11 protein-coding genes are annotated in these 16,474 nt (G+C 53.6%); 5 read left to right on the forward strand and 6 right to left on the reverse strand.

Translation table 11 applies throughout. From position 1 onward, the window contains the following. The first annotated feature begins 358 nt into the window (after positions 1-358). The 4 genes from nadA to PGR91_RS02290 all read left to right on the forward strand — a co-directional run bounded on the left by nadA (position 359) and on the right by PGR91_RS02290 (position 5,959). The gene (gene nadA, locus PGR91_RS02275) at positions 359-1,303 is read left to right on the forward strand and encodes a quinolinate synthase NadA (RefSeq protein WP_259336698.1); all 945 of its coding nucleotides are present in this window, start codon (positions 359-361) and stop codon (positions 1,301-1,303) included. 34 nt (positions 1,304-1,337) lie between these two features. Then, a complete protein-coding gene (locus tag PGR91_RS02280; protein WP_118458139.1) occupies positions 1,338-3,476 on the forward strand; it encodes a S46 family peptidase in 2,139 nt (712 codons plus the stop codon). An 82-nt stretch (positions 3,477-3,558) separates the two neighbouring features. Beyond that, entirely contained in the window at positions 3,559-5,247 is a 1,689-nt protein-coding gene (locus PGR91_RS02285) for a glutamine--tRNA ligase/YqeY domain fusion protein (protein ID WP_101571980.1), read from the forward strand. A gap of 40 nt (positions 5,248-5,287) precedes the next feature. Then, positions 5,288-5,959 (forward strand): hypothetical protein, encoded by a 672-nt coding sequence (locus PGR91_RS02290; RefSeq protein WP_153497744.1) that lies wholly within the window; start codon positions 5,288-5,290, stop codon positions 5,957-5,959. A 147-nt stretch (positions 5,960-6,106) separates the two neighbouring features. Here PGR91_RS02290 and thiC read toward each other — a convergent pair whose 3' ends face one another. The 6 genes from thiC to pheS all read right to left on the reverse strand — a co-directional run bounded on the left by thiC (position 6,107) and on the right by pheS (position 14,076). Then, a complete protein-coding gene (gene thiC / locus PGR91_RS02295; protein ID WP_101571984.1) occupies positions 6,107-7,630 on the reverse strand; it encodes a phosphomethylpyrimidine synthase ThiC in 1,524 nt (507 codons plus the stop codon). Between the two features lie 76 nt (positions 7,631-7,706). Continuing rightward, entirely contained in the window at positions 7,707-9,578 is a 1,872-nt protein-coding gene (gene mnmG, locus PGR91_RS02300; RefSeq protein WP_118655543.1) for a tRNA uridine-5-carboxymethylaminomethyl(34) synthesis enzyme MnmG, read from the reverse strand. Continuing rightward, on the reverse strand, positions 9,575-10,069 hold the full coding sequence (gene ybeY / locus PGR91_RS02305) for an rRNA maturation RNase YbeY (RefSeq protein ID WP_118655545.1): 495 nt from the start codon (positions 10,067-10,069) through the stop codon (positions 9,575-9,577). Before ybeY ends, mnmG begins: the two co-directional genes overlap by 4 nt. A gap of 31 nt (positions 10,070-10,100) precedes the next feature. Then, the gene (locus PGR91_RS02310; RefSeq protein ID WP_055202864.1) at positions 10,101-11,303 is read right to left on the reverse strand and encodes a murein hydrolase activator EnvC family protein; all 1,203 of its coding nucleotides are present in this window, start codon (positions 11,301-11,303) and stop codon (positions 10,101-10,103) included. A gap of 2 nt (positions 11,304-11,305) precedes the next feature. Beyond that, positions 11,306-13,033, reverse strand: a complete 1,728-nt coding sequence (locus PGR91_RS02315; protein WP_118458132.1) for a tetratricopeptide repeat protein — start codon at positions 13,031-13,033, stop codon at positions 11,306-11,308. Between the two features lie 20 nt (positions 13,034-13,053). After that, positions 13,054-14,076 (reverse strand): phenylalanine--tRNA ligase subunit alpha, encoded by a 1,023-nt coding sequence (gene pheS / locus PGR91_RS02320; protein ID WP_055202869.1) that lies wholly within the window; start codon positions 14,074-14,076, stop codon positions 13,054-13,056. Between the two features lie 73 nt (positions 14,077-14,149). On the opposite strand from pheS, the gene PGR91_RS02325 reads away from it, so the two are divergent. Next, the gene (locus PGR91_RS02325; protein ID WP_055202871.1) at positions 14,150-16,465 is read left to right on the forward strand and encodes a patatin-like phospholipase family protein; all 2,316 of its coding nucleotides are present in this window, start codon (positions 14,150-14,152) and stop codon (positions 16,463-16,465) included. The last annotated feature ends 9 nt before the right edge of the window (positions 16,466-16,474 follow it).

Consider the following 16,474-nt stretch of genomic DNA (forward strand, 5'->3'; position numbering starts at 1 on the left):
CGGCTTGCATTTTCGACTTCCGGATCGGTATATCAAAAAACCGTACAAACGCAAGGAAAAAATACCGGATTTTACAGAATCTTACGGACAATGAAATGAACAGAAAAAAACGGAAAAATACCGGAAACTTATTTTGTCGATTAACCCCGAAAAGGTTTTCAATATATGTTTACAACAAAACATGAATAACTTTAAATCAAAAAGATGAATCGACAGGATTCGTTTACTCATTGTTCAAAAAGTATTCGTAACACGGCATAAAAAAAGTGCGGAAAATTTACCAACAGAATGAACAGGTATTATTATTACTCTTTATTTCCTTATTTATTAATCTTAAAAAATTAAAAAGAAAAGAACTGTGGAAAACGAGCGTCAACTGATCAATAAGATCCTTCGTCTGAAAAAAGAGAAGCGCGCCGTGATTCTGGCGCATTACTATACGATTCCCGAAGTGCAACAGGTGGCCGACTTCACCGGCGATAGCCTGGCGCTGTCGGCCCGGGCGGCCGAAACCGATGCGGAGATCATCCTCTTCGCCGGCGTGCATTTCATGGCGGAGACGGCGAAAATCCTTTCGCCGGACAAAAAAGTGCTGTTGCCGGAACCCGAGGCGGGATGTTCGCTGGCGGATTCCTGCAGCGCGCCGGATTTCGAGCGTTTTTTGAGGGATTATAACGGATATACGGTCGTTTCGTACGTCAATACGTCGGTCGGGGTCAAAGCGCTGACCGATATCTGCTGCACGTCGGGCAATGCGGTGCAGGTGATCGAAAGCCTGCCTGCCGACGCGAAGATCGTATTCGCTCCCGATCGGAATTTGGGAAATTACATCAAACAACTGACCGGCCGGCAGAATATGGTCGTATGGGACGGCGCATGCGGCGTCCACGAAGAATTTTCGGTCGAAAAGATCTTGGAACTGAAAAAGGAGTATCCCGAAGCGAAGGTGCTGGCGCATCCCGAATGCAAACGGGCGGTGTTGCTGACGGCCGATTACATCGGGAGTACGGCGGCTCTGCTGAAGTACGCTTCGACGGATTCGGCCGATACGTTCATCGTAGTGACCGAAGCGGGAATCCTGTACCAGATGCAGCGTGAGAATCCGCAGAAACGGTTTATTCCGGCGCCTCCGGTCGATTCCACCTGCGGGTGCAACAACTGCGCTTTCATGAAAATGGTGACTCTGGAGAAGATATGCAGCGCGTTGGAGCGGGAGGCTCCCGAGGTGGTTATCGACGAGGAGGTGCGCCGGCGTGCGGAAGGTTCGATCCGCCGCATGTTGCAGATCGGCCGAAGCAGATAATTCGAATAACGAAAAAAACGAACGCGAAGAAGATATGAAACGGTTTATCGTGCTGTGCCTGGCTTTGTGGGCGGGCGTGTCAGGAGTCCGGGCCGACGAGGGGATGTGGCTGCTTCCCTACTTACAGAAGTTGAATATAAAAGATATGAAGGCCCGCGGGTTCCGATTGTCCGCGGAGGATATTTACGATGTCAACCGGTATGCGATCAAGGATGCCGTCGTGATTTTCGGCGGCGGGTGTACCGGAGAGGTGGTTTCCGACCGGGGATTGGTGCTGACCAATCACCACTGCGGTTTCGGTGCGATTCAGCAGCACAGCACCGTCGAGCGCGACTACCTGAAAAACGGTTTCTGGGCGATGTCCGACCGGGAGGAGATCCCTACGCCGGGGCTGACCGTGACGTTCATCCGCCGGATCGAAGATGTTTCGGATCGCATCCTGTCGCAACTGGACGATTCGCTGTCGGAGCAGGACCGCACCGTGAAGGTGGTACAGGCCATTGCGATGGTCAAGAGCCAGACGAAACTCGACCGGCCGGGACAGGAGGTGGAAATCAAGGATTTTTTCGGCGGGAACCAATACTTGCTGTTCGTGAAAGAAGTTTATACGGACGTTCGCCTGGTGGGGGCTCCGCCTTCGTCGATCGGTAAGTTCGGCGGCGATACCGACAACTGGATGTGGCCGCGGCATACCGGCGATTTTTCGATTTTCCGGATTTATGCTTCTCCGGACGGCGCTCCGGCCGATTATTCGGAAGAGAATGTTCCCTATCGGCCTCCCGTACATTTGCCGGTATCGGTAAAGGGGTATAAGCCGGGCGACTTTACGATGATTATTGGTTTTCCGGGATCGACCGAGCGGTACAAGACTTCTTACGAAATCGACTATACGCTGGACGTGGCCAATCCGAACCGGATTTTTATCCGCGGGGAGCGGCAGAAGTTGATGATGGAGGACATGCTCGCGAGCGACCGGGTGCGTATCCAGTACGCTTCGAAATATAGCTCTTCGTCGAATTACTGGAAAAATTCGATCGGGGAAAACCGCGGGTTGAAGCGGCAGCGCGTTCGGGAGCGGAAACTCGCCGAAGAAGAAAAATTCACCGAATGGGCGAATGCCGATCCGGAACGGCGGGCGAAATACGGGGAGGCGCTTCCGCTGATCCGCAAAGCGGTCGAGGGGTCGGCGCCGCTGCGGGATAGGTTGCAGTACTTTTCGGAAGCGCTGATACGGGGTACCGAGATCATCGGCGCGGTCGGTGCGGCGATACCGCTTATCAACGCCGAAAAGCAGGTCGATACGTCGAGAATCGGTGAAATCGCCGGCAAATTGCAGGCTTTTTATAAAGATTACAACCCTCCCACCGACCGGAAAATCGCCAAACGGATGTTCGGGCTGTTGCTCGACAGTCTTTCCGCGGAGGAACTGCCTTCGTGTTTTGCGGTGATCCGTGAAAATTTCGGCGGTGATGCGGACGCTTATATCGATTATGTCTACGACAATTCGCTGTTCGCATCGCCCGAAAAGGCCGAGGAATTCCTACGGCGTCCGGATGCGAATGCGTTTCTGAACGATCCGGCGTATAAAATGCGGCGGGAGGTGGTGAAAACCTATAACGCGCTGGTGGATTCGATTCGGGCGTTCGATTCGGTATTTTACCGGGGGCATCGGCTGTACGTGGCGGGCCTGATGGCGATGAATCCGGACAAGAAGTACTACCCGGATGCGAACTTTACGATGCGGCTTTCGTACGGTCAGGTATTGCCGTACGAACCGCAGGATGCCGTTTATTACGATTACTTTACGACGCTGGACGGAGTGATCGCCAAGGAGGATCCGCAGAACGCTTACGAATTTGCCGTGCCTGACAAACTGAAAGAACTTTACCGCGAGCGCGATTACGGGCCTTATGCCGAAAAGGGAGTGCTGCCCGTAAATTTCATCACGACGAACGATATTACCGGCGGAAATTCGGGCAGTCCGGTGATGAACCGTAAAGGAGAGTTGATCGGGCTGGCGTTCGACGGGAACTGGGAGGCGATGAGCGGGGATACCGTTTTCGAACCCCGGCTGCAGCGGACCATCTGCGTGGATATCCGTTACGTGTTGTTTATTATCGACCGGTTTGCGGGCGACACCCGGTTGATCGACGAGATGACGATCGTCCGGTGACGGCCGTCCCGGATATTATAATGTCTGTAAAATTTGCAGATATTATCAAAATAGAATTAATTTTGTGCAAAATTGGTATTTTATGAGCGATTTGCACGAAGAATCAGCATCGGTTGAAGGAAAATCCTTGAATTTTCTGGAAGAAATTGTAGAGGAAAGCATCGCCGGGGGCGAGAAACGGGTGCAGACCCGGTTTCCGCCCGAACCGAACGGTTATCTGCATATCGGGCATGCGAAGAGCATCTGCCTGAATTTCGGTTTAGCCCGCAAATACGGAGGAAAGTGTAACTTGCGTTTCGACGATACGAACCCGGTTAAGGAGGATGTCGAGTACGTCGATTCGATCCAGCAGGACGTTCGTTGGCTCGGTTTCGAGTGGGCCGGCGTGCACTATGCGTCCGATTATTTCGACCAGTTGTACGCTTGGGCCGTTGAATTGATCCGTAAAGGGCTGGCTTATGTGGACGATCAGTCGCAGGAGGAGATTCGTCAGAGCCGGGGTACGGTGACCGTGCCGGGCAAGGAGAGCCCGTGGCGCAACCGGTCGGCGGAAGAGAACCTCGACCTGTTCGAACGGATGAAAAACGGCGAGTTCGGAGACGGCGAAAAGGTGCTGCGTGCGAAAATCGATATGGCTCATCCGAATATGCTGCTGCGCGATCCGATCATGTACCGGATCCTGCATGCCGAGCATCATCGCACCGGCAACAAATGGTGCATCTATCCGATGTACGATTATGCGCACGGGCAGAGCGATTCGATCGAGAAGGTTACGCATTCGATCTGTACGCTCGAATTCGACGTGCACCGGCCGCTGTATGACTGGTTTATCGAGAAGTTGGATATCTATCCGAGCCATCAGTACGAGTTTGCGCGTTTGAACCTGACCTATACGATGATGAGCAAGCGGAAACTGTTGCAGTTGGTGCGGCAGGGCACCGTGATGGGTTGGGACGATCCGCGTATGCCGACGATCTGCGCGTTGCGGCGTCGGGGTTATACGCCGGAGAGCGTGCGAATGTTCGCCGATAAGGTGGGCGTGGCTAAGCGGGATAACGTGATCGACCTCGGACTGCTCGAATTCTGCGTCCGGGAAGACTTGAATAAACGGGCTCGGCGGCGCATGGCCGTGTTGGACCCGATCCGCGTGGTGATTACCAATTATCCGGAAGAGAAAACCGAAACGGTCGATTGTATCAATAATCCGGAGGACGAAACGGCCGGGAAACGGGAAGTTCCGTTCGGGCGGGAGATCTATATTGAGCGCGACGATTTTATGGAAAATCCTCCCAAGAAATATTACCGTCTCTCTCCGGGCGGCGAAGTGCGGCTCAGGTACGCCTATTTGATCCGGTGCGACGAAGTGATCAAGGATGCCGACGGCAAGGTGGTCGAACTGCGTTGTACGTACGATCCGATGTCCAAGGGGGGACGCTCTTCCGACGGGCGTAAGGTGAAGGGGGTGATCCACTGGGTTTCGGCGCGGCATGCGGTTCCGGCCGAAGTGCGACTGTTCGACCGCTTGTTCGTCAAAGAGGATATGAACGACATCGAGGAGGGGAAGACGTTCGAGGATTACCTGAATCCCGATTCGCTGAAGACCGTAACCGGATATCTCGAACCTTCGCTGAACGAAGCTGCGGAAGGAGATACTTTCCAGTTCGAACGGTTGGGTTATTTCTGCGTGGACAGAGATTCCACGGCGGCTGGGAAAGTATTCAACCGTACCGTTACGTTGAAAGACAGTTGGGCTAAAATGGCTGCCAAATAAGAGACGGTCTCCGTTTTCCGTTTCCATAATAATTGAAGACTTGTGTAAGTTGAAAAAGTTGCTTTTATTACTGGTTTTTGCGGGGATTTCCGCCGTTTGCTTCGCACAGGCGGATAGTTGCCGCATCATCATTACTACGCCCGGTTATACGTCGATTTACCGCTATTCGGATCGGGAATTCGCCAAACAGATGGCCTGTGATTTCAAGGTGGCCGACGCTTCGGTGACCGAAGAGCCGAAAGGAGACGGCTGTTCGCTGGTGAAGCTGCGGATCGGCCAGCGGGAATACAGTTTTGCCGTATCGCCGGATGCGCCGGTCGTGCGTCTGCAGTACGACCGCAATAGAAGGCTGTTTAAAGGCATGGGATTTAATTATATCGAGCAAACCGAGGCCAAGTACGAGGCGCCCTCTTTTAATGGCGTATCGCTGCTGAAATTACCGGAGCTTTGGCGGCCGCAGATCGAAAAGCTGATTGACGACCGCAGCCTGCTCGATCCGGACAGGCCGGACGTGTTTTTACTCGAAGTCGATATCGACGAAGACGGGATCGTGCACCGGATCGTGGAGCTGGGCGGGGCGTTGAAGCAGTATTCGCAGGTGTTTATCGATAAGATTTACGATATTGCGGTGCGCGGATGGAATCCGGCTAAACGTAACGGAGTGCCTTTCAGGACGGTAGCCCAGATTCGGTTCGTAATAGACGAAAATTGACCGATCGCTTTTTTGCGCGGACAACCGGTAGAAATTTTTATAAATAACGTTATTTCGGATCGAAAGCGGAACATACTGCGGATTCCGAAGGCGTAAAAAAAGAGAGACAGATTGTCTCTCTTTTTTATATAATTGATTATTAATGTTTTATAAAATAGACTTCGTAATTTTCATGGCGCAGAAGTGCGGCCCGCACATCGAGCAGTGGTCGGATCCTTCGCGAATCATTTCGAAGTGCATCCGGCGGGCCCGTTCCGGGTCGAGCGACAGGTTGAACTGGTCGTTCCAGCGCATTTCATACCGGGCATGGCTCATTTGCAGGTCGCGTTCGGCCGCTCCGGGATGTCCTTTCGCGATGTCCGCCGCATGGGCGGCCAGTTTGTAAGTTACGACGCCTTCGCGGACATCGTCCTTGTTCGGCAGGGCCAGGTGCTCCTTGGTGGTTACGTAGCACAGCATGGCGGTTCCCATCCATCCGATCATCGCCGCGCCGATCGCGGAGGTAATGTGGTCGTATCCGGCTCCGATGTCGCTGACCAGCGGTCCCAACGTGTAGAACGGGGCTCCGTGGCAGTATTTGATTTGCTTGTCCATATTTTCACGGATTTTTTGCATCGGAACGTGTCCCGGCCCTTCGATAATGACCTGTACGTCGTGTTTCCATGCGATTTTAGCCAGTTCTCCGAGTACTTCCAGCTCTCCGAACTGGGCTGCGTCGTTTGCATCGGCAATGCTTCCCGGACGCAATCCATCGCCGAGCGAGAAAGCGATGTCGTATTTTTTAAGCAGTTTGCAAATGTCTTCGAAATGGGTATACAAAAAGTTTTCCTGTTTGTTGATGCTCATCCATTTTGCAAGAATCGACCCGCCGCGCGAAACGATTCCGGTCACGCGTTTCAGTGCGGCGGGCAGGTGGCGCTGTAAGATACCGGCATGGATAGTGAAATAATCCACCCCTTGTTCGCACTGTTCGACCAGCGTATCGTAATACACTTCCCAGGTCAGATCGGCAATTTCGCCGCCTACTTTTTCCAACGCCTGGTACATCGGTACGGTGCCGATCGGTACGGGAACGTTGCGCAGGATAGCTTCGCGGGTTTGGTGGATCTCCTTGCCCGTCGACAGATCCATCACGGTGTCGGCTCCCCATTTGACGGCCCACATGGCTTTTTCGACCTCTTCCTCGATCGACGAGCCCAGCGCCGAATTACCGATGTTGGCGTTGATTTTGACCAGGAATTTACTGCCGATAATCATCGGTTCCGCTTCCGGATGCCGGTAATTGGACGGCAGTACGGCGCGTCCTTCGGCAATCTCTTCCCGTACCATTTCGGGTGTGATGCGGTCTTCCCGTTCGTTGTTCTGATTCTCCCGGATGGCGACGTATTCCATTTCGGGCGTGATGATCCCGTGTCGGGCATACCACAACTGGGTATGGAATTCTCCCTCTTTCTCCCTCTCCTTGATCCACGGTTCCCTGACCTTTGGCATTCCCTTCCGGATGTCGATTTGATAATTGTCGTCGGTATAGGCGCCGGTCGTATCGTAAACGCAGACTTTTTTCCCGTTTTGCAGCGATATTTCCCGCATACCGACTTTGATCGGATGTAGCGTCCCGTCTATATAAATCTTTTTAGCTCCGTTTTTTGATAGGTCGAAAATGTTTTTCATTTCTTTTAAATTTGTTCCACGTGGAACATTCTCCACGATGGATGTTTTAAATAAAGATTTGTTCCACGTGGAACAATTAACGTCCGAAATAAACCAACAGTACGTTGATGTCGGCCGGGCTGACTCCCGGTATCCGCGAAGCCTGTCCGATGGTAGACGGGCGGATTCTCGTCAGTTTCTGTCGGGATTCGATCGAAAGCGAAGTCAGTTCGCTGTAATTGAAATCCGGTCGGATCCGGATATTTTCGAGTCGCGTCATTTTGTCGGCGATGTGCCTTTCGCGCTCGATGTATCCGTGATATTTGATCTGGATTTCGGCTTCTTCGATCACTTCCTGCGAACACCCGTTTTCAAAAATGAAATCGGCCAGTTCGGGCAGGTATTCCGCCAGTCCGTTCAACGTGATTTTATTGCGTAAAATGATATCGTAAAGTTTTCGTCCCTGGGTCAGCGGCGTCGATTCGATCGATTTTAAATACTCCTCCAAATCGGCCGGAGTGACACTCAGTTGACGAACGAATGAAATAAGCGATTCTACGGACGATTTTTTTTGCATCGTTTTTCGATACCTTTTTTCATTCGCAAGCCCTATTTTATACGAAATCGGCGTAAGCCGGATATCCGCATTGTCCTGCCGGAGCAAAATCCGGTATTCGGCGCGGCTGGTGAACATCCGATAAGGTTCGTCGACGCCTTTGGTGACCAGGTCGTCGATCAATACCCCGATGTACGATTCGTCGCGTCGCAGTACGAGCGGTTCGTCGTCCCGCAGTTTCAGTACGGCGTTGATTCCGGCCATCAGTCCCTGGGCAGCGGCTTCTTCGTATCCTGTCGTTCCGTTCACCTGACCGGCAAAAAACAATCCGCCGATCAGTTTCGTCTCCAGCGAATGGTAGAGCTGGGTCGGCGGAAAATAGTCGTATTCGATCGCATAACCGGGCCGGTAAAGTTGTACGTTTTCGAATCCTTTGATTTTTTGCAGCGCCGCCACCTGAATATTCCATGGCAACGACGACGAAAAACCGTTCAGGTAGTATTCGTGTGTGTCGGCTCCTTCGGGTTCGAGAAAAAGTTGATGGGAATCCTTGCCGGCGAAAGTCCGCAACTTATCTTCGATACTCGGACAGTAGCGTGGTCCGATCCCCTTGATAGTGCCGTTGAACAACGGCGAATCGGCGAATCCGCTCCTCAAAATATCGTGCACTTCTTTCGATGTGTAAACGAGATAACAAGGAATTTGTTTTTTAATACACTCTGTATCAGTAGAATATGAAAATTTACCGGGTGTTTCGTCTCCTTGTTGCTCTTCGAGTCGGCTGAAGTCGATCGAACGGGCGTCGAGCCGGGCCGGAGTGCCGGTTTTCATGCGTCCGACTTCGAAACCGAGTCCGGCCAGTTGGGCGCTCAGCCCGTGCGAAGCGGGATCGCCGGCGCGACCGCCCGGAACATGCGTCCGGCCGATGTGCATCAACCCTTCGAGGAAGGTTCCTGCGGTCAAAATAACGGCTTTCGAGCGGAATTGCACTCCCATCCGAGTCGTGACCCCGGCGACCGTATTTTGTTCGATCTGAAGGGCGGTTACGGCGTCTTGCCACAGGTAGAGATTTTGCGTGTTTTCGAGCATTTCGCGCCACAGCAGCGAGAAGCGCGCCTTGTCGCACTGCGCGCGCGGACTCCACATCGCCGGCCCTTTCGAACGGTTCAGCATACGGAATTGCAGCGTCGTACGGTCGGTGACGATGCCCGTATAACCGCCCATCGCATCGATCTCCCGGACGATCTGTCCTTTGGCCACGCCCCCGACGGCCGGATTGCACGACATCTGGGCGAATTTGCCCATGTCCATTGTGATTAACAGCGTCCGGCAGCCCATATTGGCCGCCGCCGCCGCCGCTTCGCATCCGGCATGTCCTCCTCCGACGACGATGATATCGTATTCGAATTTCATTTTTTTTGTTTTTCCGGCTCCCCTTTCCGCTTCTTGTCTGCCCGACGCGGCGCGGACCCGGGGATTTCGTTGTAAAACAGGTCCAGGTATTTGTTTTCCAGACTTTTCATCCGTGCGGCTTCTTCGGGCGTTTTGTCGCCGTAGCCGCACAAATGCAGAATACCGTGAATGATCACGCGCTGCAGTTCGTTTTCGAACGTCGTTCCGAAAGCGGCCGCGTTATCGCGCACGGTACCGATTCCGATCATCAGGTCTCCGGCGATCTTTTTCTTCTCCGGATCGCTGTAATCGAACGTAATAATATCCGTAAAGTAGTTGTGGTTCAGGTATTTGTTATTTACTTCCAGCAGCCGTTCGTCCGAACAGAAGACGACCGATACGGCTCCCGTGTCCCACCCCTCCGTCCGGGCCGTTCGCCTGATCCATGCGGAGGTTTTTCTTTTGCCCCTGAATATGAAGTCGCACGCTTCGGTGCAGTAATTTACCGGCATTGTTCGTATCGTAGTTTAATTCGTTTTCGGGTTACCGTCTCAGCCATTTTTCCGGATTCAGGTTGACGGGATTGTTCTGCGCGTCGAGTTTCCACACTTCGAAATGCAGCGTGCAATCGTTACTGTCTTCGGACGAAGCGATCCGCCCGATCGGCTGGTTCAGCGTGACCCGGTCGCCCACCTTGACGTTGACCGAAGCGAGGTTGCTGTAAAGGGTCAGGTAGTTTCCGTGACGCAGCAGGACGACCTTGTTCGTCCATTGGTTCAGCAGCACCTGGCTGACTTCTCCCTCGAACACGGCGCGCACTTCGGCTCCCGGTTCGGCTGCGATGTCGACGCCCTGGTTCTTTTCGACGACGCCTTTGATCGCAGTGTGCGAGTGGAGTCCGTAGTTATTTACGATGACTCCCCGCACCGGGTAGGGCAACTTGCCGGTATTCTGTTCGAATTGTCCGGAGAGCTTGACGTCGAATTCCCGTTGTTCGGACGTTTGCGGTTTCGCTTTGTTTTTGCGCGATTCTTCGGCGATGATCTGCCGTATCTGTTTCTGCATCTGTTCGATCCGCTTCCTGTTCGCCTTGATGATCGAGTTCAGTTTGCCCGCTTCCTGCTGCAGTTTCTGCGACGAGGTGCGGTACTGCGTTTCGTCCTTGTCCAGCGAGGTCAGCTCTTCGTTGCGGCTACGGCGCACTTTGTCGAGTTCCTCCTTCTGACTTTGCAGGCTGGATATTTCGCGTCCGACCGAGGCCGATACCGAATCGATTTCGGCGGCTTTCTGTTCCCGCATCCGGTTGTAGCGGTGCATATAGGCGATCCGCAGCGTAGCGTCGTTGAAATCCCGCGATGCGAACAGAAAGAGCATGAAGTTGTTCAGCTTGTAATTCTTATAGGAATCGTAAACCATCGCGGCGTATTCCTGCCGCAGCCGGTTCAGATCCTGTTCCAGCGACCGGATCGTCGTGTTTTTCGCACCGATGTTGTTTTCGATCAATCCCGACTGTTTTTCGAGGTTCGAGATGATGTTCTTCCGGTTGCGGATCTTATTGCGGATCAGGTTTAGCTGCCGGTCGGTCGTTTGCTGGTTTTTCTGCGTTTTCGACAGCAATTGGTTGGTCATTTTGATCTCCTCTTCGGCTTGCCGGATCTCTTCGCGCAACGATTCCAACTGCTGGGCCGGCACGCTCAGCGTCGCAAGGGCAAACAAAAGGGTCAGCAACAGTCTTGTCCGGGTCATCGTTATTCGATTTGTTTAAGCCGTTGTTCGATCTGCTCCGGATCGTAACCGCTTTCCAGCGCCTTTTTCCAGTAAATCGAAGCCATGAAGTTGTCTTTCAGTTTATAGAGGATGTCGCCGTAGTGCAGGAACAGTTCCTTGTTGCCGGTACGATCGAGCGATACGGCCTGCCGCATCGGCGTCCGTGCTTCTTCGTACCGGCCCAACTGGTAGAGCACCCATGCGTAGGTATCCAGGTAGGTCGGGTTGTTCGGCGACAGCCGGATCGCCTTTTCCGTCATCGCGAGCGCCTTGTCGAGCCGCTCGTTGCGCAGGCTCAGGAAATAAGCGTAGTTGTTGTATATGACCGCATTGGTCGTATCGAGCTTCATGCCTTTTTCATACGATTTGAAGCAGTTTTTGTAGTCGCCGAGCGTTTGGTAATTGTCTCCCAGCACGCCGTAGATCACACTGCGCAGCGAGTCGGTTTTAGCGTATTTGAGCGCTTCGCGGTAGGCCGGTTCGGCTTCTTTCGGGTTGTTCAGCATGTAGGCCGAAATAGATCCCTTGCGCAGGTAGAGCTCCGGGTCGGACGGGAAGCGCTGTAAGGCCATTGCCGTGTATTTGGCCACCGAATCGGGCCGTTTCTGATATGCTTCGATCTCGATGACGGTGTTGAACGGCTCTTTGCGGTCGGTCGAATCGTTCAGGTAGGATTTGTACAGACTGAGCGCGTCTTCCAGAAATCCTCCGGCGATCAGGTGTTTGGCGTACAGTTCGACCGTCCGGTAGTCTTCGGGATAAGTGATCGCCAGCGACGAAGCCAGTTCTCCGAGTTGGACGTAATAGTCGCGGTAATAATTCGGCGTTTGGGTGAGTTCTTCGAAAAATTTCAGTTTCGTTTCGAGCGGAAATTCTTTCGACCGGAAAAGTTGCGCAGCCGTCGACAGGAAGCGGACATTGTCGTTCGTGCGCTTGTAAAAATCATTCAGCGACGCGATGACGCGCAGACTGTTGGGATTGATCTCCTGCGCTTTCCGATAAGCTTCCTGCGCCTGCGCGAGCTGTCCGAGCGTGGTGTAGAGTTCCGCCAGTTCGACGTAGTTGTCTTCGTCGTAAGGGAAATTTTCCACCATGGCTTTCGCCTCGACCAAGGCCCGGTCGTACTGTTTCATGTTCAGCAGCAGTTGCCGCTTATACCCCGCCAGCATTTCGACGGCGCCGAGTTGGCGTTCGGCCGAATCGAGGATGATCAGCGCTTTCTCGGGATCGCCTTTCTGTTCGTACAGCATGGCGATCAGCCGGTAGTTGTCCGGATTGTTCGGAGCGGCCTTCAGCAGCGAATTGTAAACCGTCATCGCCGAGTCGTAGCGCTGCGTGGCGATCAGCAGCCGTCCGAGCTGGGTTCGGTACCAGATGTTGCCCGTGTCGGCGGCATTGGCCCGCAGACTGTACCGGAGGGCGGTTTCGGGCTCGGACATCGTGAGCGTGGCCAACTCGAAAAGGGTCGGCGCATGCGTCGAATCGATCTCCAGCACCTTTTTGAAAAGGTCTACCGACTGTTGCGGATCGCCGTTCATGATGTTGTTCTTGATCCCTTCGGTGTAATAATAAGAAGCCGTCTGCTCCGGCGAATATCCCCGGTCTGTCCGCGCTTCCGGTTTCGAAGCATAGGCCGGACGGGACGGGCCGCAAAACAGCAGCGCCGCAGCGGCGGCACCCACGCAAAGAGATTTTGTCAGTTTCGTCATAAACAGCCCCTCCGGGTTTTTTAGAAAACAGAATCGAACTGGCGCAAGAAACGCGCGTCGTTTTCGAAGTAGAGCCTCAGATCCTTGACGCCGTATTTCAACATGGCGATCCGTTCAACTCCCATGCCGAATGCGAAGCCCGAATACCGTTGCGGGTCGATGCCCGACGCTTCGAGCACGTTCGGATCGACCATCCCGCAGCCCATGATTTCGAGCCAGCCGGTATGTTTGCATACGTTGCATCCTTTGCCTCCGCACAAGTTGCACGACACGTCCACTTCGGCCGACGGCTCGGTGAACGGGAAGTACGACGGGCGCATCCGGATCTGCGCCTTTTCGCCGAACATCTCCTTGGCGAAATACAGAATGCTCTGTTTCAGGTCGGCGAACGATACGTTTTCGTCGATATAAAGTCCTTCGACCTGGTGAAAAATGCAGTGCGCCCGGTACGAAATGGCCTCGTTGCGGAATACCCTCCCCGGGCAAACCACGCGGATCGGCGGTTTCTGACGCTCCATCGTGCGCACCTGGATCGAACTGGTGTGCGTCCGCAGCAGGATATCCGGGTTTTTGCGGATGAAAAACGTGTCCTGCATATCGCGGGCCGGATGCTCCGGCGGAAAATTCAGCGCCGAGAATACGTGCCAGTCGTCTTCGATTTCGGGCCCTTCGGCGACCGTATAGCCGAGCCGCGCGAAGATGTCGACGATTTCGTTCCTTACCAGCGAGATCGGATGCCGGCTGCCGATCGGGTCGTTCGATCCCGGACGAGTCATGTCGATGGCCGCGTCCGAGTCGGTTTCGGTATTTTCCAGAGCGGATTTCATCTCCGCGATTTTGTCGTTGATGCGTGTTTTCAGCGCGTTGATCTTCTGGCCGAGCTCTTTTTTCAACTCCGGCGCCACTTTCTTGAACTCTTCGAACACGTCGTTCATTTCCCCTTTGCGTCCGAGCATTCGCACCCGGAACTCTTCGACCTCGGCGGCGGCCTGCGGTTTGAACGCTTCGACCCGCTTCAGCAAATCGTTTATTTTGTCGATCATCGTTGGTGGTTTATGTTTTTATCGCTATTTTTACCCGATAGATTTAACGAACAAAGTTAAGAATATTTTGTAAATGACGCGCATAAAAAGCATAATTACCGGTTTGTCGGTATGGATCGCAATATCGGCGTCAGCGCAAAAAGTGGGTGTGGTGATGAGCGGAGGCGGGGCTAAGGGATTGTACCACATCGGAGTAATGAAGGCTTTGGAAGAGAACGGGATTCCGGTCGACTACGTTTCGGGCACGTCGATGGGATCGATTATCGCGGGGCTTTACGCGATCGGGTACACGCCCGACGAAATGGCCGAAGTTTTCAAATCGGATCAGATCAAATACTGGATGAGCGGCAAGATCAAGCCGCAGTATATCTATTATTTCCGGCAGAAACAACCCAATGCGGCGATGGTGTCGTTGCGGCTCGATCTGCGTAACCGCAACAAAAAGATGGTGGCCCAGTTGCCCACCAACTTGATCCCGTCCGACCAGATCGACATGTCGTTCGTGGAGTTCTTCGCAGCGCCGAACGCGCAGTGCGGAGGCGATTTCGATAAGCTTTTCGTCCCGTTTCGTTGCGTGGCAACCGATGCGGCCGCGCAGAAGGAGGTGGTGTACCGCAACGGAGACCTGGGTAAGGCGATCCGGGCTTCGATGACCATTCCGCTCGTTTTCAAACCGCTGAAACAGGATTCGACGCTGCTCTACGACGGCGGCATGTACAATAATTTCCCATGGCAGGTGCTGAAAGAGGATTTCGGTCCGGAGGTGCTGATCGGAAGCAAGTGCACGGCCGGCAATACCAAGCCCAGCGAGGACAACGTGGTGGACCAGATCCTGGCGCTGACGATGATGCATACCGACTACAAATTGCCGTCGGACAGCGACATTCTGATCGAACACGCTTTCGAGGATGTGTCGACGCTCGATTTCGGCAAGGTGGAGTATGTGATCAACCGCGGTTACAGCGACGCCATCGACGCGATGCCGCTGATCAAGGAGCGCATTACCCGCCGCGTGGACCCCGATTCGCTGTCGGCGGCTCGGAAGGCTTACCGGGCTTCGTTGCCGAACCTGTTTTTCGACAAGTACGAGATTTCCGGGCTGAACGATAACCAGACGATGTATGTTAAGGAGTTGCTGCAACTGGACGGGCCGAAAAACGCTAAAAAGAAGAAGGACCGAGCATTCGACCTCGAAAAATTCCGTTCCGGTTATTTCAAGATTTTGTCGGACGGGGATATCGAAGGAAATTATCCGGACGTGACCTACGACGATTCCTCGAAATTTTTCAAGCTCGACATCGAGATGAAGACCAAACCGAGCTTCAAAGTGATGTTCGGCGGCAACGTGTCGTCGACGTCGATGAACCAGGCCTACGTCGGACTCGAATACCGGCGGATCGGCCTCAGTTCGCAGACCTACAATTTCGACGGTTATTTCAGTCCGCTCTACTCGTCGTTGTCGCTGCGGGGACGTACCGATTTTTTCATGAAGGCGCTGTTTTCGCTCGATTACGGGTATAACTTCAACTATTACAACTATTTTAAAAGCAATTTCGGCGGGATCGCCAAAAAGACCGACCTGACCTACTCGAAGTATATCGACACGTATGCGACGGCCGCGCTGACCGTACCGGTCGATCGTTATTCGGTGCTGTCGCTGCGCATGAACGGAGGTTACGACCGTTACAGTTATTTCCAGACGACCGACTATACGGACGACGACGTGATGGACCGGACGCAGTTCCCGTTCTTCGGCCTGAAGCTGGAACTCGACCGCAACGGCCTGAACTACCTGCTCTACCCGACGCGGGGTATCCGCCAGACGATATCGGCCATTTTCGTTACCGGCAACGAAATGTACGCTCCCGGAACCCGGTCGCCCGATCAGGTTCCGAGGCGCAGCGGCGATTCGCGGCACTGGTTCGGGGCGCAGTTCGTCCGCGAGCACTATTATCCGGTGTGCAAATGGTTCTCGGTCGGATACCTGGCGCAGTTGGTCGTGACGAATCATCCTTCGTTCACAAACGAGTACGCGACCAACATCTCTTCGCCGGCTTTCACGCCGACTCCGCACAGCCGGTTCGTGTATATCAAGGAGTTCCGCAGCAATTCGTTCATCGGACTCGGCATTATGCCGACGTTCGAGTTCGCCCCGAAGTTCTACCTGAAAAACAGCGCCTACGCCTTCCTGCCCGGCGACAACAACAAGGTGAAAGAGAATATCCACAAGCGCGTGCGCTACATGTTCAATTCGTCGCTGGTCTATCAGACGGCTTTCGGCCCGGTCAGCTTGACCCTGTCGAAATACGACGTCACCAACAAAAACAACTGGTTCCTGACGTTCAATTTCGGGTTCACGATTTTCAATCGTAATGGATTATTTTATTGATTTTCAGTG

This window comes from Candidatus Alistipes pullistercoris (assembly GCF_027665465.1).
Taxonomy (GTDB): domain Bacteria; phylum Bacteroidota; class Bacteroidia; order Bacteroidales; family Rikenellaceae; genus Alistipes_A; species Alistipes_A hominis.

Excerpts from the sequence above, each read along its gene's own strand:
- mnmG (WP_118655543.1), bottom strand. The coding sequence starts at position 9,578 with ATGAAATTCGAATACGATATCATCGTCGTCGGAGGAGGACATGCCGGA.
- thiC (WP_101571984.1), bottom strand. The coding sequence starts at position 7,630 with ATGAAAAACATTTTCGACCTATCAAAAAACGGAGCTAAAAAGATTTAT.
- PGR91_RS02285 (WP_101571980.1), top strand. The coding sequence starts at position 3,559 with ATGAGCGATTTGCACGAAGAATCAGCATCGGTTGAAGGAAAATCCTTG.
- PGR91_RS02325 (WP_055202871.1), top strand. The coding sequence starts at position 14,150 with ATGACGCGCATAAAAAGCATAATTACCGGTTTGTCGGTATGGATCGCA.
- ybeY (WP_118655545.1), bottom strand. The coding sequence starts at position 10,069 with ATGCCGGTAAATTACTGCACCGAAGCGTGCGACTTCATATTCAGGGGC.
- PGR91_RS02315 (WP_118458132.1), bottom strand. The coding sequence starts at position 13,033 with ATGACGAAACTGACAAAATCTCTTTGCGTGGGTGCCGCCGCTGCGGCG.
- PGR91_RS02280 (WP_118458139.1), top strand. The coding sequence starts at position 1,338 with ATGAAACGGTTTATCGTGCTGTGCCTGGCTTTGTGGGCGGGCGTGTCA.
- pheS (WP_055202869.1), bottom strand. The coding sequence starts at position 14,076 with ATGATCGACAAAATAAACGATTTGCTGAAGCGGGTCGAAGCGTTCAAA.
- PGR91_RS02310 (WP_055202864.1), bottom strand. The coding sequence starts at position 11,303 with ATGACCCGGACAAGACTGTTGCTGACCCTTTTGTTTGCCCTTGCGACG.